The organism is Nocardioides daeguensis, assembly GCF_019192965.1.
Classification (GTDB): Bacteria; Actinomycetota; Actinomycetes; order Propionibacteriales; family Nocardioidaceae; genus Nocardioides; species Nocardioides daeguensis.
Map to the genome: position 1 here is coordinate 169821 of NZ_JAHTKU010000003.1, position 18456 is coordinate 188276.

At 70.7% G+C, this 18456-nt stretch carries 19 protein-coding genes; 6 read left to right on the top strand and 13 right to left on the bottom strand.

Going from position 1 to position 18456, the window contains the following annotated elements:
- Window position 1: 1 nt before the first annotated feature.
- The 3 genes from cls to KU893_RS02565 all read left to right on the top strand — a co-directional run bounded on the left by cls (window position 2) and on the right by KU893_RS02565 (window position 2177).
- Window positions 2–1474 carry a cardiolipin synthase gene (gene cls / locus KU893_RS02555; protein ID WP_218232739.1) on the top strand — a complete coding sequence of 491 codons (1473 nt, stop codon included), beginning with the start codon at window positions 2–4 and terminating at the stop codon, window positions 1472–1474.
- A 213-nt stretch (window positions 1475–1687) separates the two neighbouring features.
- Window positions 1688–1897 (top strand): hypothetical protein, encoded by a 210-nt coding sequence (locus KU893_RS02560; protein ID WP_218232740.1) that lies wholly within the window; start codon window positions 1688–1690, stop codon window positions 1895–1897.
- A 73-nt stretch (window positions 1898–1970) separates the two neighbouring features.
- Window positions 1971–2177, top strand: coding sequence for a DUF6458 family protein (locus KU893_RS02565; RefSeq protein ID WP_218232741.1), 207 nt, complete (start codon window positions 1971–1973; stop codon window positions 2175–2177).
- A 58-nt stretch (window positions 2178–2235) separates the two neighbouring features.
- Here KU893_RS02565 and KU893_RS02570 read toward each other — a convergent pair whose 3' ends face one another.
- The 11 genes from KU893_RS02570 to KU893_RS02620 all read right to left on the bottom strand — a co-directional run bounded on the left by KU893_RS02570 (window position 2236) and on the right by KU893_RS02620 (window position 13111).
- On the bottom strand, window positions 2236–3000 hold the full coding sequence (locus tag KU893_RS02570; RefSeq protein ID WP_218232742.1) for a prepilin peptidase: 765 nt from the start codon (window positions 2998–3000) through the stop codon (window positions 2236–2238).
- Window positions 3001–3032: 32 nt separating this feature from the next.
- Complete coding sequence (locus KU893_RS02575; protein WP_218232743.1) at window positions 3033–5153, bottom strand: hypothetical protein; 2121 nt, start codon at window positions 5151–5153, stop codon at window positions 3033–3035.
- Window positions 5150–5806, bottom strand: a complete 657-nt coding sequence (locus KU893_RS02580) for a type II secretion system protein (protein WP_218232744.1) — start codon at window positions 5804–5806, stop codon at window positions 5150–5152. Before KU893_RS02580 ends, KU893_RS02575 begins: the two co-directional genes overlap by 4 nt.
- Window positions 5797–6279 (bottom strand): type II secretion system protein, encoded by a 483-nt coding sequence (locus KU893_RS02585; protein WP_218232745.1) that lies wholly within the window; start codon window positions 6277–6279, stop codon window positions 5797–5799. Before KU893_RS02585 ends, KU893_RS02580 begins: the two co-directional genes overlap by 10 nt.
- The gene (locus KU893_RS02590) at window positions 6279–7484 is read right to left on the bottom strand and encodes a type II secretion system F family protein (RefSeq protein WP_218232746.1); all 1206 of its coding nucleotides are present in this window, start codon (window positions 7482–7484) and stop codon (window positions 6279–6281) included. Before KU893_RS02590 ends, KU893_RS02585 begins: the two co-directional genes overlap by 1 nt.
- A gap of 2 nt (window positions 7485–7486) precedes the next feature.
- Window positions 7487–9220: a GspE/PulE family protein gene (locus tag KU893_RS02595; protein ID WP_218232747.1), complete on the bottom strand. Its 1734-nt coding sequence runs from the start codon at window positions 9218–9220 to the stop codon at window positions 7487–7489.
- A gap of 16 nt (window positions 9221–9236) precedes the next feature.
- Entirely contained in the window at window positions 9237–10343 is a 1107-nt protein-coding gene (locus tag KU893_RS02600; protein ID WP_218232748.1) for a type IV pilus twitching motility protein PilT, read from the bottom strand.
- Window positions 10344–10425: 82 nt separating this feature from the next.
- Window positions 10426–10758, bottom strand: a complete 333-nt coding sequence (locus KU893_RS02605; protein WP_218232749.1) for a prepilin-type N-terminal cleavage/methylation domain-containing protein — start codon at window positions 10756–10758, stop codon at window positions 10426–10428.
- A 311-nt stretch (window positions 10759–11069) separates the two neighbouring features.
- Window positions 11070–11840, bottom strand: a complete 771-nt coding sequence (locus KU893_RS02610) for an SDR family NAD(P)-dependent oxidoreductase (protein WP_218232750.1) — start codon at window positions 11838–11840, stop codon at window positions 11070–11072.
- The gene (locus KU893_RS02615; RefSeq protein ID WP_218232751.1) at window positions 11840–12652 is read right to left on the bottom strand and encodes an SDR family NAD(P)-dependent oxidoreductase; all 813 of its coding nucleotides are present in this window, start codon (window positions 12650–12652) and stop codon (window positions 11840–11842) included. Before KU893_RS02615 ends, KU893_RS02610 begins: the two co-directional genes overlap by 1 nt.
- Window positions 12653–12679: 27 nt before the next feature.
- On the bottom strand, window positions 12680–13111 hold the full coding sequence (locus KU893_RS02620; RefSeq protein ID WP_218232752.1) for an Lrp/AsnC family transcriptional regulator: 432 nt from the start codon (window positions 13109–13111) through the stop codon (window positions 12680–12682).
- A gap of 90 nt (window positions 13112–13201) precedes the next feature.
- Here KU893_RS02620 and KU893_RS02625 point away from each other — a divergent pair, with 90 nt between their 5' ends.
- Window positions 13202–14098 (top strand): phenylalanine 4-monooxygenase, encoded by an 897-nt coding sequence (locus KU893_RS02625; protein WP_218232753.1) that lies wholly within the window; start codon window positions 13202–13204, stop codon window positions 14096–14098.
- A gap of 10 nt (window positions 14099–14108) precedes the next feature.
- Here KU893_RS02625 and KU893_RS02630 read toward each other — a convergent pair whose 3' ends face one another.
- Window positions 14109–15029: a LysR family transcriptional regulator gene (locus tag KU893_RS02630; RefSeq protein WP_218232754.1), complete on the bottom strand. Its 921-nt coding sequence runs from the start codon at window positions 15027–15029 to the stop codon at window positions 14109–14111.
- A gap of 76 nt (window positions 15030–15105) precedes the next feature.
- On the opposite strand from KU893_RS02630, the gene KU893_RS02635 reads away from it, so the two are divergent.
- A complete protein-coding gene (locus KU893_RS02635; RefSeq protein ID WP_218232755.1) occupies window positions 15106–16440 on the top strand; it encodes an FAD-dependent oxidoreductase in 1335 nt (444 codons plus the stop codon).
- A gap of 51 nt (window positions 16441–16491) precedes the next feature.
- A complete protein-coding gene (locus KU893_RS02640) occupies window positions 16492–17427 on the top strand; it encodes a 2-hydroxyacid dehydrogenase (protein WP_257440894.1) in 936 nt (311 codons plus the stop codon).
- Between the two features lie 58 nt (window positions 17428–17485).
- Here the strand turns inward: KU893_RS02640 and KU893_RS02645 are convergent, their stop codons facing one another.
- Window positions 17486–18448 carry a type IV toxin-antitoxin system AbiEi family antitoxin domain-containing protein gene (locus tag KU893_RS02645; protein WP_218232756.1) on the bottom strand — a complete coding sequence of 321 codons (963 nt, stop codon included), beginning with the start codon at window positions 18446–18448 and terminating at the stop codon, window positions 17486–17488.
- Window positions 18449–18456: the final 8 nt, after the last annotated feature.

The window sequence follows — 18456 nt, forward strand, 5'->3', positions numbered from 1 at the left end:
CATGGACTGGCTGGTTCCGACCTCGACGCTCGGGTGGATCGTCTTCGGTCTCGACATGGTGCTCCGCCTCGTCGCTCTCGGCGTCATCCCCGGGAACCGCAAGCCGTCGACCGGCATGGCCTGGCTGCTGCTCATCCTGATCGAGCCGGTCATCGGCTTCTCGGTCTTCCTGCTCTTCGGCCGGATCCGCCTCGGCAACCGCCGGATCAGGCGCCAACGCACGGCGATCGACACGATCCGGGAGCGCAGCGCCCGGCTGCCGCTGTCGTTCGACACGACCCGGCTGCCCTCCACGATGGCCGGGGTCACGACCCTCAACCAGAACCTCGGGGCGCTGCCGATCACCGGCGGCAACGAGGTCGAGCTGTGGACCGACTACCGCGCCCTGATGAAGGAGATGGCCCGCGAGATCGACCGCGCGCGCAGCCACGTGCACGTGCAGTTCTACATCACCGCCTGGGACGAGGTGACCGAGCCGGTCTTCAAGGCGATGCTCCGCGCGAGCGAGCGCGGCGTCGACGTACGCCTGCTCTTCGACCACATCGGCTCGCGCCGGATCCCGGGCTACAAGAAGATGGTCAGGCGGCTGCGCGGCACGAAGATCGCCTGGCACCCGATGCTGCCGATCAACCCGCTGCAGGGCCGGTTCCGCCGCCCGGACCTGCGCAACCACCGCAAGATCCTCGTCGTCGACGGCAGCGTCGGCTTCACCGGCTCCCTCAACCTGACCGAGCCCGGCTACAACAAGCCCGCCAACCACCGGCTCGGCCGCGAGTGGGTCGAGCTGATGGTGCGCCTCGAGGGGCCCGTCGTGGGCGCGCTCAACGCCGTCTTCGCCTCCGACTGGTACGTCGAGACCGGCCAGGTCGTCGACCTCGTCGCCGTTCACGGCGAACAGGACCGCCGCCCCGAGGAGGTCTTCGACGTCCCGTGCCAGGTGGTGCCGAGCGGCCCGGGCATCGTCGCGGAGAACAACCTGCGGATGTTCACCACGCTGCTGTACGCCGCCAGGGAGCGGATCTCGCTGACCTCGCCCTACTTCGTCCCCGACGAGTCACTGCTCTACGCGGTCACGACCGCCGCCGAGCGCGGCATCGACGTCGAGCTGTTCGTCAGCGAGGTGTCCGACCAGTTCCTCGTCGGGCACGCGCAGGCGTCGTACTACAAGGCGCTGCTCGAGGCCGGCGTCCGGATCTACCTGTACCCGGCGCCGTACGTCCTGCACTCGAAGCACTTCACGATCGACGACCAGGTCGCCGTGGTCGGATCCAGCAACATGGACATGCGCTCGTTCGCCCTCAACTACGAGGTGTCGCTGATGATGCCGGACCCCGCCGTGGTCGCGAAGATGCGCCGCGTCGAGGACACCTACCGCGCCCTGTCGAAGGAGCTCACCCTCGACGCGTGGCAGGAGCGCTCGCCCGGCGCGAAGTACGTCGACAACGTGGCCCGGCTCACCGCCGCCCTCCAGTGACCGCCCTCGATGACTGCCCTCCGACGACCGGGCGTCGGGCGGGGTGCGCGGGGAGCGTCACGAGGCACCCGGGCCGGTAGGTCCCGGCCGGCTGGCCCGGACGAACCAGCCTCCCGGTGCAACCGTGCCGACCTCGCCGCCAGCCGTTGTCCTTCCCCGCCCGAGCCCCGATCCTCGAAGGAGCGTCTCGGTCGTCGATGTTGGGGAGGGACCATGAGCGCACTCGAAGCCACCTACGCCGAGCCGGACGTCCGGACGGCGGAGTCCGGCGCGCGGATGTCACCCGAGCTCGCGGACGCGATCGTCGAAATCGCCGCGTCCGAGCGTGCCCTGGACGACCTGCTCGCGCGGGCGTCCCGGATGCACGAGAGCCACCTGCAGCACGACCCGCGCTCCTGCCTGGTCTGCTTCAGCCAGCGCTGACCGAGCTGGTCGAGGAGCCCCGAGCCGCGGGTCGAAGGCGTATCGGAACGCCGACAACGGGCACTGGGGGTCCATGTACATCGGACTCGGCATCGTCCTGCTCGTCCTGGGCCTGATCCTCGCTCTCGACGTGATCACGGTCGACATCGACTACGTCAACGACGACCTCCTGGGCACCATCTTGATCGTCGCGGGCGCGCTCGCGATCGTCCTCTCGCTCGTCGTCGCGCCGCCGTGGCGCCGCGACCGGACCGTGCACCACTACGACGACCGGATCTGAGAGGCGCCCGGGCCCGTCACATCCGTCTCCTCCCGTGTGTCGGGTGGAGACGGTGAGCTCACCGGCCCAGCGAATCCAGGTAGAGGTCCCCCAGGTAGCCGGCGCCCAGGATCGCGCTCCACGCCCCCAGCACCATGAACGGGCCGAAGGGCAGCGCCGTCCTCCGCCCCGCCCTGCCCCCGGCCATCAGCAGCAGCCCGGCCACCGCCCCGAGCACGAACCCCAGGAACGCCCCCACCAGGAAGGTCCCCCACGTCAGGTAGGCCGTCATGGCGCCCACGAGGCCCGCGAGCTTCACGTCCCCGAACCCCATCCCCCCGGGCGCGACGTACCAGACGACGAAGAAGAACACCCCCAGGACCGCCGCCCCCTCGGCCGCCCGCAGCAACGCGGGCCCGTCCCCACCGATCGCCAGCAGCACCGCCAGCACCGGGTACGACGGCAGCACGATCACGTCCGGCAACCGGTGCACGTCGAGGTCGATGAGCGCCAGCGCGATCGCCACGGCCGCGAACGTCAGGTACGCCGGCAGCAGCCGCAACCCCTCGGCGTCCGCCCCGAACCGCACCGCCACCAGCGCGAACACGAGACCCGTCCCCGCCTCAACCAGCGGGTACCGCGCACTGATCGGCTCGCCACAGTCGAAGCACCTCCCCCGCAGCACCATCCACCCCAGCACCGGGACGTTGTGCCGGTTGCGGATCAGGTGCCCGCACTTCGGGCACGCCGACGGCGGGCTCACCACCGACTCCCCCGCCGGCACCCGGTGCGCCACCACGTTGAGGAACGACCCGATGTTCAGGCCCAGGAGGCCGGCGAACACGGGGATGAGGACGTCGAGGACCTGCTGCTCGGTCAGTGCTGCTCCGCCCAGCTCAACACCTCGATCCTGCGACGCCCCGGTTCCGGGATGCCGTCGAACGTACCCGACGTGTTGTACGGCGGGTCGGTGATCATCGCGCGAACCGTCAACGCATGCGTGCCGCCCGAGCTGCACGTGGCCGCTGCGACGCAGACGAAGACCTTGAGGTCCACGACAGTGACGCGGCTCCCCAGTCCGGTCCCCGCATCCGGGATGGAGACGAGGGGATAGCCGAACTGCTGGGACGGCTGGGCCTTGAAGTCCACACCCAACGCGACCAGGCCCCAGCGGAAGGCCACCAGGGCGCTGTCGAACGAGCCGGGCACCAGGTGCACGAAGCCGTGGGGTGCCCAGGTCGCTCCCTGGACCACGAACTCGCCGTGGAAGTTGCCGCCGAAGTCGCTGATGAAGTCGACATCGCCTGCCGCCCGGAGCGTCGGCGGGACGTAGGTGAGGGTGAGCGTCACGGCATCGACCTTGAGGGTGTCGTTCCTGGTGCCGTTGAGCAGCCGCAGCTGCACCGTCGGCTTGGTGACGCCGAAAGCACCGCTCTGCAGCGAGGTGCGCAACGGGGCAGCGACGTCGGCGCTCGCCCAACCGGTGTCGTCGGGCGCGACGATCGTCGGTGCCGGCAGGTTGACCGTCGGTGACTGGTCCTTGATCGTCACCGACAGCGGCTGTGCGCTCGACTTCGCGTACTTGACCCGGACCTGGGCGGAGGTGATGTCGGAACCGGCCGGAATGGCGGCGAGCCCTGGAAAGTCCCGGAGGTCGAGACCTGCGTCGTTGTTGTTCTTGGAGAACGTCACCGAAGCCGTTGCTCCGCCCGCCGCGGCGACGGAGTCGCGCAGACTGCCCGCCGAGGGCGCGAGGTTGTCGATCTTCGACCCGGCCATGTTCGTGACCGTGGCGGCCGCGACGTCGGTCAGCGTGGTCGGCGAGGCCGTCGATCCGGTCCCCTGCTGATAGAGCACCATCGGCGGACTGCCGCCGTTGGTCGGTCCGCAGAGCTCGACGTGCGCAGTGTCTTGGACCTGGATCCGGCTGGTGCCGCCGAAGACGAACTGGACGCCTCCACCCGAGTTGCGAGCGATCGGCGTCGCACAACGCCCCGGGATGGTGGTGTCCGAGGTGGTGTCGCCACCGAGCACCGTGGTCGTGATGTTCCAGACGTTCTGGAGTCCGTGCTCCTCGTCGACGAAGTCGAAGTAATAGGCACCGTTGTTGAAGTGGGCGGTTCCGCAGCCGTTGACGGCCGTGGTGAGCGCAGCGGCGTTGTTGTAGAAGCCGGGCTGGAACTCGCAGCTCCCGGCGTAGTCAGCAGCGTTGCGGTAGGTCGGGACGCTGGTCAGCGGCGCGGTCGGCGTTGCGGGGACGGGTACCGACCCGCTCGCGTTGCAGAAGCGCTGCTCGGCACCGTTGTCGTCGACGCCGGCCACGATGTCACCCGCGCATGCGCCCTCGGCCCTGACGTACCCGTCGGTGACCAGCGAGCCGGACTCCACGGTGATGAAGGACTTCGACGCGACGCCGCCCCGGATCGGTAGCGGCGCGTCGCCGCCCGTGCCCAGGGGATTGACCGTGATCCCCTGCCGGGCGCCCGACGTACCGATCGTCGTGAGCGCCCGGGCGTAGGCATCGGTCGGGTCGGGGTCGTTGATACCGACCCCCGCCCCACCGCCGAAGATGCCGGTCCCCGGGACGGGACTGCACTCGACCCGCGCCGACGTGGCGCTGGCTTGCGTGCCGGTCTTCGGGTAGAACGCGCCGTTCAGCTCCAGCGTGTCGTCCGGTACGTCGCCGGTGGCACCGAAGCACCCCGTGCCGTCGGCGTTGTTGGTGTAGACCCAGTTGGTCCACGCCCCCGGGAAGGACGGAGTCGTCCAGCCCGGAGCGGTGGCGCCCAACCGAAGATTGTTGAGAGCGACCTTGGCAGCCGCGTCCGATGCATAGGACGTGCCGGCCACGCCGCGAAGCGTCACCGTGGTGCTGAAGTTGGTGAAGCCGTGCGTGAGCATCGCACCCGTCACCAGGGCGACCGTCGTGATGACCACCAGGGCGATCACCAGCATCGCGCCCGTGTCGTCCCGGTACCTGCGCAGTCGGGATCTCATCCTTGCCTCCGATCCGCCGAGACGGTGGTGGTGTAGCCGACGCTGGCCGCTTCAGAGGCGTCACGGACCGTGAACTCCATGGACACCCGGTTGGGCAGGGTCGACCCGCTGCACGAGGTGTCGCAGGTGACGGTGGGAGTTCTGGTCAGGTTGTGGGCGACGGTGAGCGGAGCACCTTCCACGCCCCCCTTGCACCGAACACGCTGGAGCACGAACGGCGCCGCACTCCCCGCCCGGACATAGGCGACCTCCTGGGAGGTCGGGTTCCAGGCGTTCGCCGGGACGGAGGCTCCCACGGGGTACTCCACCCAGGCGAAGGCCACGACGACCGGGCCGACGGACGCACCGCAGCCGCCCGGTCCCGCGGTACCCACGGACACCGACGGGACGGTCGGCACCGGGTCGGCGTTCCCGGGGTTGAAGTCGCGTCGCCCCAGGCTGCTGACGTCGTTCTGCCAGTACGTCGAGATGAACTGTTGGTCGGTCGACTCTCCCAGGCGAGCACGCGTCGAGCCGGTCACCTTGAGGTACTCGATCACGACCCCGAGCAGCACCACTGCGACGATGCCGAGGATCGCTACCGTCACGACGAGCTCCACGAGCGTGAGACCGTCGTCCTTTCCGCGGGCGAGACGTTGGCGAATCAGGCGCACGGGTTGCTCCCGACCGCCGTCGCCGCCCCGTTGCAGGGGCGGCGCAGGACCACCGTGAGCGTCTCGTCGGCCCGTCGCGTCGCGTCACCCGTGGTCGCGACGGTCAGCTCGACGCGCTGGATGCCATCTGCGGTGCAGCTGCCCCACCCCGACCCGTTCCACGACTGCACCGCGGTGACAGTCTTCGTGTAGCCGCTCGGCAGGTTCGGAACCGCCACTGCCTGGTAGGAGGAGACCGCAGACCCGCACGCCGCGTAGCCGGTGCTGTCGACGTGGTTCTGGATGGCCTCGGCGAAGCTGCGGACGTAGGCGCCGCCCGTCGCTTCGTTCCGGTGCAGGGTCGAGGTCTTCACGCTCAGCATGACCCCGCTCAGGATGGCGACCGCCGCGATCCCGAGGATGGACACGGACACCACCAGCTCGATGAGCGTCTCGCCTCGCTCATCGCTCGTCGCGCGCCGGGGTCGGTGCATCAGATGTCCACCTGCCGGAAGATGCCGTACATCGCCGACACCAGGGCAACGGCGACGAATCCCACGATCAGACCCATCACGATGATCACGATGGGCTCGAAGAGCGCGGTCAGCTTGGCGATCTTGTAGTCGAGCTCGTCCTCGTAGTACTCGGCGGTCACCTCGAGCTGGGTGTCCATCGACCCGGTCTCCTCGCCGACCCGGATCATCGAGGTAGCCGTTCCGGGGAACAGGGCCGTCCGCGCCAGCGGACCGGCAAGTCCCTGGCCTTCGAGCATCTGCTCGGTGACGCCGTTGAGGCGCTTGATGAACACCCGGTTGCGCAGCGAGTCCGTGGCGACCTCGATCGCTTCCGGCAGGTTCACGCCCGCGCTGACCATGGACGCCATCACCCGGCAGAACCGCTCGACCAACGCGTACTGGATGGTCGTCCCGAGGACGGGCACGGCCAGCAGGAACCTGTGCCACGTGTACTTCCCTCGCTCGAACCGCTGCGAGACGAGGAAGAGGGCCGTCCATGCCGCCAACACCGCCAGGATGACCCACCACCACTGGCCGAGGAAGCCGGTGAAGGACATCAGCATCCGCGTCGGCAGCGGAAGCTTCGCATCGAGGTCCTCGAAGAAGTCCGCGAACCGCGGCAGGACCCACAGCGCCAGGACGAGGACGGTGGCCACCGACATCACGGCGACCGCGACGGGATAGATCAGGGCCGACTTGATCTTGCGTCGGGCTTCGATGTCCCGTTCCATGTACCGCGCCAGCCGAGACAGGACCGTGTCGAGCTCGCCGCTGAGCTCGGCTGATCGGACGATGCCGCGGTAGTACTCCGGAAACACCTTCGGGTAGCGCTCCAGCGTGTCCGAGAATCGTTCACCGGTCCGCAGACCGTCCTCGATGTCATGCATCATTCGGCGCACGGACGAGTTGACGTGGTCGGCGCCGATCGAATGCACGGCGTCGAGGATCGGCAGGCCCGCGCGCAGGAAGGCCGCGATCTGCCGGGAGAGGTGCATCACCTCTTCCTTCTTGATCCGCGGGCCGGAGATCTCGTACCGAAGGATGCTCTTCTTCTCGCTGACCCGCAGGTCCCGCAGGTCGCGCTGGTAGAGCGCGACCTCCGCGTCACCGCGGCTCGCGGCCCTCTCGGTGCCCTTGATCTGCCTGCCTTCCAGGTCGATCCCGGCGAATGCGTACTTCGGCATCTTCAGACCCCCGCGACGTAGATCGAGCGCATGACTTCGGCGGCCGTGGTGGTGCCGTCGCTGACCAGGCGGACCGCCTGCTCCTGGAGGGTGCGCATCCCCTGGTTCCGGGCGAGCTTGCGCATCAGGTCCTGCGGGGCCCGGTCGACGATCAGCTCCCGCACCTCGTCGGTGACCACGAGCATCTCGTAGACCCCGATCCGCTCGAGGTACCCGGTGTGGGCGCAGAGGTGGCAGCCGGTCCCGTGCAGCCATCCGTCGATCGGTTCGTCGCTGCCGAAGTGCTGCACGAACGCGAGCTCGTCGGGCGAGGGCTGGTAGGGCGCCAGGCACGAGGTGCAGCTGCGGCGGACCAGGCGCTGGGCCACCACCGCAGTCACCGAGGAGGCGATGAGGAACGCCTCGATGCCCATGTCGAGCAGCCGGTACAGCGCCGAGACGGCCTCGGTGGCATGCAGGGAGGACAGCACGAAGTGGCCCGTGAGGGCGGACTGGACGGCGATCCGCGCTGTGTCGACGTCGCGGATCTCGCCGACCAGGATGACATCGGGGTCCTGGCGCAGGATCGACTTGAGCCCTCCGGCGAAGGTGATGCCGGCCTGCTCGTTGATCTGGATCTGGTTGATCGAGTCGAAGGTGTACTCGACCGGGTCCTCGATCGTCATCAGGTTCTTCTCGGGGCTGTTCAGCTCGCCGAGGGAGGCGTAGAGAGTGGTGGTCTTGCCGCCACCGGTCGGTCCCGCGCAGATGACCATCCCGAAGGGTGAGTGGATCAGCTGGGTGTAGCGGGCGGCCGTGTCGGCCGGCATGCCGAGCTGCTCGAGGTCGTAGAGCGATCGGCTCTTGTCGAGGAGCCGCATCACGACCTTCTCGCCGCCGACGACCGCGGTGGTCGAGACCCGAATGTCGATCTCACGGTCGTCGACGTCCATGCTGATCTGGCCGTCCTGCGGGCGCCTGCGCTCGACGATGTTCATCCCGCCGAGGATCTTGACCCGACTGACGATGGCCGGACCGATCGAGGCCGGCAGGTCGAGCACCTCGGTGAGCGCACCGTCGATGCGATAGCGCACCCGGACCCGCTCTCCCGCCGGCTCGACGTGGATGTCGGAGGCGCGGTCGCGCAGGGCCTGGGTGATGATCGACTGGACCACCCGGACGACCGGCGCCTCCTCGTTGACGCTCACGTCGGCGAGGGCCTCGGCCTCGCGACGCAGCACGTCGCGGGCCTCGAAGGCCTGGACCTGTCCTCCGACGTCCTGGGTCGCTCGGTAGGACGTGGCGAGCCCGCGGTCGAGGTCGCGACGAGTGGTCACGAGCGCACGGACCGGCCTCTCGATCACGGCGACGACGGCGGCGACCCGCTCCGGGGCCGGGTCGAGGACGGCGACGACGACGCCGGCGTCGTCCACCGAGATCGGCAGCGCCTCGAGCGTGACAGCCTGGTCCCGGCTGAGCAACGCGAGCGCCTCGGCCGTCGGCTCGAGCGTACGGAAGTCGGCGACGCCGACCTGGTGGTGCTCGGCGAGCGTGCGAGCGAGCACCTCGTCCGTGATGGCGCCGCTCTCGACGAGCCGGCGGCCCAGCGCACCGCTCCTGCCCCGCACGGCGTCGAGCTGGTAGGGCTGGACCCTCCCGGCCGCGACGAGGATCCGGCCCAGCCGCTCGTCGTCCTCGTCGGTGCGGGGAACGGCGAGCGGTTCCTCGACCTTGCTGTGCTTGCCCTTCAGTCTCATCTGACGTACTTCCGCCTCACTGGTGCGCCCCGACGACTGCGGCGTACCGCGGGCGGGCGTCGATGTCCTGGGGGTAGAGGCTGCGCGCGACCGCCTCGTCCTCGCTGACGACTCCCTGCTGGATCAGCTGCGAGAGCGACTTCTCGAGCGTGAGCATGCCGTCCCGGGCACCCGTGACGAGGGAGTTCCTCAGCTGGTGGGTCTTGCCCTCCTTGATCAGGTTGCGGACCGCGGGCGTGGCCGTGAGCACCTCGTAGGCGGCGACCATCCCACCGCCGATGCGCGGGACGAGTCGCTGGTAGACGACGCACGACAGCGCCGCCGCGAGCTGGACCCGGATCTGGGCCTGTTGCTCGGCCGGGAAGACGTCGATCATGCGGCCCAGCGACTGGGCGGTGTCGTTGGTGTGCAGGGTTGCGAAGACCAGGTGGCCGGTCTCTGCCACGGTGAGGGCGAACTGGATCGACTCCAGGTCGCGCATCTCACCGACCAGCAGGACATCCGGGTCCTCGCGGAGCACCGAGCGCAGCGCGTCGTGGAAGCTCGCGGTGTCGGTGCCGACCTCGCGCTGGTTGACCGCCGCCGTCTTGTGGTCGTGGACGTACTCGATCGGGTCCTCGACGGTGATGATGTGGCAACCGCGGTTGGTGTTGATCAGGTCGATGAGCGAGGCGAGCGTGGTCGACTTGCCCGAGCCGGTCGGCCCGGTCATCAGGATCAGGCCCTGGTGCTTCATCGACAGCTCGCGCAGCACCGGCGGCAGTCCCAGCTCGCCGGGCGTCGGAACGGTGCGCGGGATCATCCGCAGTGCCACGGCAGTCAGCCCACGCTGGGTGAAGGCGTTGCCGCGGACCCGTGCGTGCTCCCGCCAGGAGAAGGAGAAGTCGTACTCGTGGCTGCCTTCCCAGAGGTCACGCTGCTCGGGCGTCAACACCTCGGACACCAGCTCGTCGGCGTCGTCGCTGCTCAGTGCCGCCTCGCCGGGGACGGGCGTGAGCGTGCCGTCCACGCGGATCATCGGCGGCAGACCCACCGTGAGCATGAGGTCGGTCCCCCGGGCGTTCCACAGCGCCTCGAGGAGGCCGTCGACCCGAGCACCGATGCGGTGCAGTTGATGGAACATGTAGCCCCTCCTGTCAGGGGTGCCGATGGCTGCCGCGCAAGGGCCGCCGCCGGAGCGACGGCCCTCGGGCCGGCGCTCTGCGTCAGCAGGTACCGCTGACCTGTCCGGTGGCCCAGGTGATGGTGACGCCCGTCGGCTGCGTCGCGGAGTGGACGTAGTTCGGGTACAGGTCGGACCACGCCGCCGGCTTCGCTCCGGTCGGACTGTTGGCGATGTATGCCTCGTACGCGGTCTCGACGGTCTTCTTGGTGGTGTCGCACGCCGAGGTCTTGCCACGGTCCGTGATGCCCTGGACGGAGAAGACGACGATGGCGGCGAGGACGCCGAGGATGATGATGACGATGAGGAGCTCGATGAGGGTGAAGCCGCGGTCGTCGCGGCGGACCGCCGAAAGGCGGTCAGTGAGTCGACGCATGCCTGAGCCTCCAGTAGGAGAGAGGACGGATGTGAAAGGAGCAGCCCCGAGTGCTGATGACAAGCAAACGTCGACCGCGCCGCGCATTCGTGGGTTTTCCCTCGCCGTTACCGCCGTTTGGGTACACCTCAGGAATCCGGGGACTTCGGCGACGAGTCGTGCTAGCTCGCCGACCTGACCCGGCCCCCGTCAGAGGTGATCGACACCGGCCGGACCCGCGAGCCGCACCGCTCCGGCACGGCGAAGGGCGCGCGCAGCAAGGGGATTCCGGTCCTGCCGGTGCGCCCGTGCAGGACCTCCTCGACGTCGGCTCAGACCGGGCGACGCAGCGCGCGGTCCACCACGAACGGCAGGTGCCGGATCGCGACCGCGGCGAGCCGACTGTCCCGCCCCGGTACGACGAGGAAGCCGCGCCGGCGCCGCAGCGCACGCAGCAGCGTGTCGGCCACGGCCTCGGGGCTGAGGGTGGCGACGTTCTCCTCGGCGGCGAGCACCTCGGCCGGCTTGTGGCGGTTCTCCTCGTCGAAGCCGGGGGTCAGCGTGTTCGGCGGACAGAGCACCAGCACCCGCAGGCCGTAGGGGCGGACCTCGCGGCGCAGTGCCTCGGAGAAGCCGATCACGCCGAACTTCGTCGCGCTGTAGACCGTGTAGCCGAACACGCCCGCCAGGCCGGCCATCGAGGACGTCGTCACGATGGTGCCGCGACCGGAGGACCGCAGGTGCGGCAGCACCGCCCGGCAGACGTTGATCGTGCCGAGCAGGTTGGTGGCGACCATCCCGGTGACGTCCTCGGCGGGCAGGTCCTCGAGGTACCCGGGCCGCGCGTAGCCCGCGGTGTTCACCACCAGGTCCGGTACGCCGACCTCGGCGACGAGCGCGTCGACGACGGCGCCTGTCGCCACGGCGTCGGTCACGTCCACCGTGCGCACCTCGACCCCGGGGCCGAGGCGGTCCACTGTCGTGGCCAGCTTGGCCGCCGAGCGCGACAGCACGACCACCCGCTCCCCGCAGGCGACCAGCCGCTCCGCGACCGCGAGGCCGATCCCCTCCGAGCCGCCGAAGACCAGCGCGAGTCCGGCCATCAGTGACTCGCCAGCCTGCCGGTGAGCCGGCCGATCAGCCGGGTCCGGCCGGGCGCGATGCGCGAGGCGAGGTCGATGACACGGGCGTCGGGACCGACGACGGCCCGGGGCTGGTCCTTCTCGATCGCCTTGACGATGCGCCGCGCCACGAAGGACGGCGGCGGCATCAGCACACCCAGCGGGCCCTGCGACACCTGGGCGATCCGCGCTCCGTCGGCGCCCCGGGCGGACCCGGCGATGCCGGTGCGGTGGGTGCCGGGGAAGACCACGCTGACCCCGACCGTCGTGCCCGCCAGCTCACCGCGCAGCGCCTCGGAGAACGCCTTCACGGCGCCCTTGGTCATCGCGTAGGTCGCCGTGTGCGGCAGCCCCATCAGCCCGGCCATGCTGGACACGTTGACGATGTGCGCCTCGTCCTGCGCGCGCAGCACGGGCAGGAACGCGCGGCAGCCGTGCACGACGCCCCAGATGTTGACGTCGACCAGGCGCCGCATGTCCTCGAGCCGCTCCTCGCTGAACGCGCCCACCGAGGTGATGCCGGCGTTGTTGACCAGGACGTGGACGACGTCGTGGCGCTCCCGCACCTCGTCGGGCAGCGCGGCCATCCGATCGGCGTCGGAGACGTCGGCGAGGTGGGTGGTGGCCCGCCGCCCCTGGGCCGCGACCAGGCGGGCCGTCTCGGCGAGCCCCTCCGGCGCCAGGTCGACCAGCGCCAGGTGGCAGCCGCGGCCCGCCAGGCGCTGGGCCGTCACCCGGCCGATGCCGCTGCCGGCCCCGGTCACCACCGCCACGCGTCCGTCGAGTCGTTGCACGAGAACAGGTTATAGAAACACGGGGGCTCACACGTGCCCGACGTGCTCCTCGAACACCAGCACCGTCTGGGTGGCCACCACTTCGGGCAGGGCCTGGATCCGCTCGAGGACCAGCTCGCGCAGGTGCTCGGCGTCGCGGGCGCGGACCAGGATCACGCAGTCGAAGTCACCGGCGACCAGCGCGACGTGCGCCGCCTCCTCCATGGCCCACACCTTCGAGCGGAACGACTTCCAGGTGTTCTGCTTGATCCGGACGTGGATGTAGGCCGGCAGGCCGAGCCCCAGGGCCGCGTGGTCGACGTCGATGGTGAAGCCGCGGATCACACCGCTGTCGACGAGCCGCTTCACCCGCGCGTAGGCGCTGGTGCGGCTGATCCCGAGGCGCTCGGCGACCTCCCGGATCGAGGTCCGCGAGTCGGCGCGCAGGACGTCCAGGATTCCGCGGTCGACGGGGTCCATGCCGGACAGATTGCCACCGATCGGCGCTGGCGGCCAGCCATTCGTCCGACGCGACTCGCATTCTTGTGGACTGCGTCACAGACTGCAGGCATGTTCGAGGAAGGTCAGTACTTCGCGCCCGTGACCGCCGACGAGGACGGTTCGCTCAAGGTCCATCTCGGTGCGGACCACCCCGGCTTCGCCGATCCGGCCTACCGCGCGCGTCGTGACGCCCTCGCCACCCTCGCCAGCAGCTGGCGTCCCGGCGAGCCCTGCCCCACGGCGGACTACACCGCCGAGGAGCACGAGGTCTGGCGCGTCGTCAGCGAGGCGCTCGTGACCAAGCATCGCGCGTACGCCTGCCGCGAGTTCCTCGACGGCAAGGAGTCCCTCGGCCTCCCCATCGACCGCATCCCCCAGCTCGCCGAGGTCAGTGAGTGGCTCGCGCCGCTGACCGGCTTCAGCTACCGCCCGGCAGCCGGCCTGGTCCCGCTCCGCGAGTTCTACGGAGCCCTGGCCGACAAGGCGTTCTGGTCCACCCAGTACGTCCGCCACCACTCGGTGCCGCTCTACACGCCCGAGCCGGACGTCCTCCACGAGGTCGTCGGCCACGGCAACACCCTCGCCAACCCGCGCTTCACCGCCCTCTACGAGCTCGCCGGCCAGGCGTCGCGCCGCGTCGTGTCGACCGAGGCGCTGGAGTTCGTCAGCAAGGTCTTCTGGTTCACCCTCGAGTTCGGCGTGCTCTGGGAGGCCGGCGAGCTCAAGGCGTACGGCGCCGGCATCCTCTCCTCCCCCGGCGAGATCGAGGCCTTCCGCGGCATGAACATCCGCCCGCTCGACATCGCCGCGATGGGCACCCAGCTCTACGACATCACCGACTACCAGGACGTGCTGTACGTCGCGGAGTCGTTCACGCAGCTCGAGGACGTCGTCGGCACCTTCTGGGCCGAGTGCACCGACGACTCGATCGCCCGGGTCCTGGCCCGCACCCCCGCCCACGCCTGACGGCCCTGGGCTACGACCGGCGCGCCGCCCACGCCACCAGCTCCCGCGCCGGCCCCTCCGGCGGGTGCGGCCCGCCCTTCCACACCGCGTGCAGGCGCCGGGTGAGGTCGAGCCCGGTGACCGTGATCCGCACCAGCCGGCCCGTGGCGAGGTCGTCGCGGACGGCGTGGGCGCCCACGGCCGCCGGACCGGCACCCGCGGCGACAGCGGCCCGCACGGCCGCCGTGCTCGACAGCTCGAGGACGGGCGTCGCGCCGGGCAGGTCGGCGAGGGCGCGCTCGAGGACGGTCCGGGTCCCCGACCCGGCCTCCCGTACGACGAGCGGCGTGGCCGCGAGCGTCTCGGCACTCACCCGCCGGCGGGCGCGCATCGCCCACGGGTGCTGGGGTCCGACGACGACGAGCAGCTCGTCGGTGCCGACCAGGCGGCGCCGCAGTCCGCGCGGGGCCTCCGGCCCCTCGACGAACCCGAGGGCGACGTCGCCGGCCTCGACCAGCTCGGCCACCCGGGCGCTGTTGGTGGCTGTCATCTTGACCTCGGTCGGCTGCTGGCCGCGTTGCACCTGCTGGGCGCGCAGGCCGACCAGCCAGCCGGGCAGCAGGTGCTCGGCGATGGTGAGGCTGGCGGCGATGTCGAGATGGCCGCGCCGGTCGGCCCGCAGGGCGGTGATGCCGGCATCCAGCTCCTGGGCCGCGTCGAGCACGCGATCTGCCCACTGCACGACCAGCTCACCGGTCGGCGTGAGCTCGGACCCCCGCTTGCTGCGGGCCACGAGCGGCTCACCGACGAGCGCCTCCATGGTCCGCACCCGCGACGACGCGGCCTGCTGGGTGATGCCGAGCTCGGCCGCCGCAGCGCCCAGCGATCCGGTCCGCGCGACCACCACGAGCAGCTCCAGCGCCCGGAGGTCGGGGACGTGAGAACCCAGCACACTCACAACCTAACCTTGTGAGCACCCAACCACAACCTCGTTCTGTGAGGGCGCGCCGCCGTCCAGGATCGTCAGCATGACTCTCCGTGTAGCGATCGTGGGCGGTGGCCCGGCCGGCATCTACGCCGCGGACATCCTCACCAGATCGGACGCCGAGGTGTCCGTCGACATCCTCGAGCGGCTCCCCGCACCCTTCGGCCTGGTCCGGTACGGCGTCGCGCCCGACCACCCGCGGATCAAGGAGATCATCAAGGCGCTGCAGCGGGTGATCGCGAAGCCCGAGGTGCGCTTCCTCGGCAACGTCGAGTACGGCGTCGACGTGAAGCTCGAGGACCTGCGGGAGTTCTACGACGCCGTCGTCATCGCGACCGGGGCGATGGCCGACCGCGACCTCGGCATCCCCGGCGAGGAGCACTCGTACGGCGCCGCCGACTTCGTGTCCTGGTACGACGCGCACCCGGACGTGCCGCAGACCTGGCCGCTCGAGGCGACGAGTGTCGCCGTCCTCGGCGTCGGCAACGTGGCCCTCGACGTGGCCCGGGTGCTGGCGAAGACCGGCGACGAGATGCTCGTGACCGACATCCCGCCCCACGTCCACGCGGGCCTCGAGGCCAAGACCATCACCGACGTGCACGTCTTCGCGCGCCGCGGCCCGGCGTACGCGAAGTTCTCGCCGCTGGAGCTGCGCGAGCTCAACCACTCGCCCCACGTCGAGGTGATCGTGCACCCCGAGGGCTTCGACGTCGACGAGCACGGCATGGCGCACATCGCCCAGCACAAGTCACAGAAGATGGTGCTCAACACCCTGACCAGCTGGGTCGGGGCCGACCCGGTCGGCAAGCCGCACCGGATCCACCTGCACTTCGCCGAGGCGCCGCTCGAGATCGTCGCCGACGCCGACGGCAAGGTGACCACGCTGCGCACCGAGCGCACCCACTCCCCCCACGCCGACGGCAACGTCGAGGGCACCGGCGAGGTGACCGACTGGGACGTCCAGCAGGTCTACCGCGCGATCGGGTACCGCAGCAGCGCGCTGCCGGGCCTGCCCTTCGACACCCGCGCGGCTGTGATCCCGAACGACGGCGGCCGGGTGCTCGACCTCGACGGCACCCCGATCCCCGGCACCTACGTGACCGGCTGGATCAAGCGCGGCCCGGTCGGCCTCATCGGCCACACCAAGTCCGACGCGGCCGAGACCGTCGGCCACCTGCTCGCCGAGACGCAGCCGACCGCCACCGCCCGCCGTCCCGAGGACGTCGACGCCTACTTCGCCGAGCGCGAGGTCGAGGTCGTCACCCACGCCTCGTGGGAGCGGCTCGACGCGCACGAGATCGCGCTGGGCGAGGCCGCGGGCCGGGCCCGGGTGAAGGTCGCGACCCGCGCCGACATGCTGGCGGCCGGCCGCGGCTGACCGCCGCGGCGCGGCGCCCGCATGTCGGCCCGCCCGTCCTAGGGTGAACGGGTGAGCCGAGCGACGATCCTCCGCGTGCCCCCACTCAGCCCGCAGCTGCACGACGCCGTCGGCGAGCAGTACGACGCCGTGGACCCCGCCGACCTCCCGGCACGCCGGGACGACGTGGTCGGCATCGTGTGCACGAACACCGGCCGCGTCGACGGTGACCTGATCGCCTCACTGCCTCGGCTGGGCGTGATCGTCAACCACGGCGTCGGCTACGACAACATCGACGTGCCGGCCGCCCTCGCTCGCGGGATCGCGATCAGCAACACCCCCGACGTGCTCGACGACGCGGTCGCGGAGACCGCGATCGCCCTGCTGCTCGCCGTACGACGCGAGGTGGTCGCCGCCGACCGGTTCGTCCGCGACGGCCGCTGGCCCGACGGCCCCTATCCGCTGACGGCGCAGGTCGCCGACAGCAGGGTCGGCATCATCGGGCTGGGCCGGATCGGACGGGCCGTGGCGACCCGGCTGGAGGCGCTCGGCTGCGCGGTGAGCTACCACAACCGGCGGCAGGTGCCCGATGTCGACTACACCTACGCCGCCTCCCCCGCCGCCCTGGCCGCGGCCGTCGACAACCTCGTGGTCGTCGTACCCGGCGGCGCCGGCACCGAGGCACTGATCGACCGCTCAGTGCTCGACGCCCTCGGCCCGGACGGCGTGCTCGTCAACATCGCCCGCGGATCGGTGGTCGACGAGCCCGAGCTCGTCGCCGCGTTGCGGGAGGGCCGACTGGGCGGCGCCGGGCTCGACGTGTACGCCGACGAGCCGCGCGTTCCCGAGGAGCTGACCACGATGGACAACGTCGTCCTGCTCCCCCACGTCGCGTCCGGCACCCACGTCACCCGGGCGGCGATGCGCGCGCTCACCCTCGACAACCTCGCCGCATGGCTGGCCGACGGGACGCTGCGCACACCGATCCCCGAGCTGTCCGCCCGCTAGACCCGTTGTGGAGTCCTTCGCCCGCACCTGGTGCCGGCAGATGACTCCACCGAGCGCGTCACCGCTCCGCCGTGCAACGCGGACACCGGTGCGCCGAGCCCGTCCAGCCGCGTCGCCGCAGGATCGTCGCGATCTGCGCGGCAGTCCGGCACGGCGTGCGGAACACCATGCCGTAGGTGACCCGGACTGTCTCCGCGTCACCGTGCGCCTTCTCGGCAAGGTCGCGGATGGCGTCCGCGTCGTAGGCAGCGGCGGTGTCGTGCGTGCTCCTGCCGTCCATCTCGACCACGAGACCGAAGGGCTCGTACCGCGCGTCCTGCTCGGTCCGGCGGCCCGTTGCCGTGCTCGCTGCCTGGCGTCGCGCCCGGGGCAGCCCGTGCGCCCGCTCGACGAGGTGGAGATAGCCCCGCTCGAGGACCGAGCAGGCGCCGGTCCGCAGGTCCTCGATCATCGTGACGATCACCCGACGCCCAGCGACCCGCGCCCGGGAGCGCAGCACGGTGGCGATCGCGTCCGGCGTCGTACGCCGCGCGAAGCACGCGCGGCCCAGCAGCGCGTAGGCCTCGGCAAGGTCCCCGGACGCGATCAGGCGGGACATCGCGTCGATCACGGCGTGCTCCACCCGCAGCCTCGGCGGCTCGGCTCCCGGGTGGAGACGCTCCGGCAGGTGCCTGACCTGGCGGATCCGCACCCCTGCCGGCACCGTCACCTTCCGCCCGTGCTCGACGACCACGGTGATCGGCGCGCTCGTCTCCCACGCGAGTGCCGCGGCGTCGGCGAGCGCCGCCGGCCAGGCGGCCAGCACCGCGACCCACTCCCGCTGGGCCCGCGCAAGGGCCCCTGAGTGCGCGACGTAGACACCCGGACGGGCCCGGGTCAGCTCGCGCCGACGGATCATCCGGTCGATGTCGGAGTCGCTCGCCCCGGCCGCGACCAGCTGGAAGCGGGCCACGACGCCCGACTGCACGTACTCCAGCAGGTGCGCGATGCCGGGCTCGTCCAGGTCGAACCGGGCAACCATGCACCCGA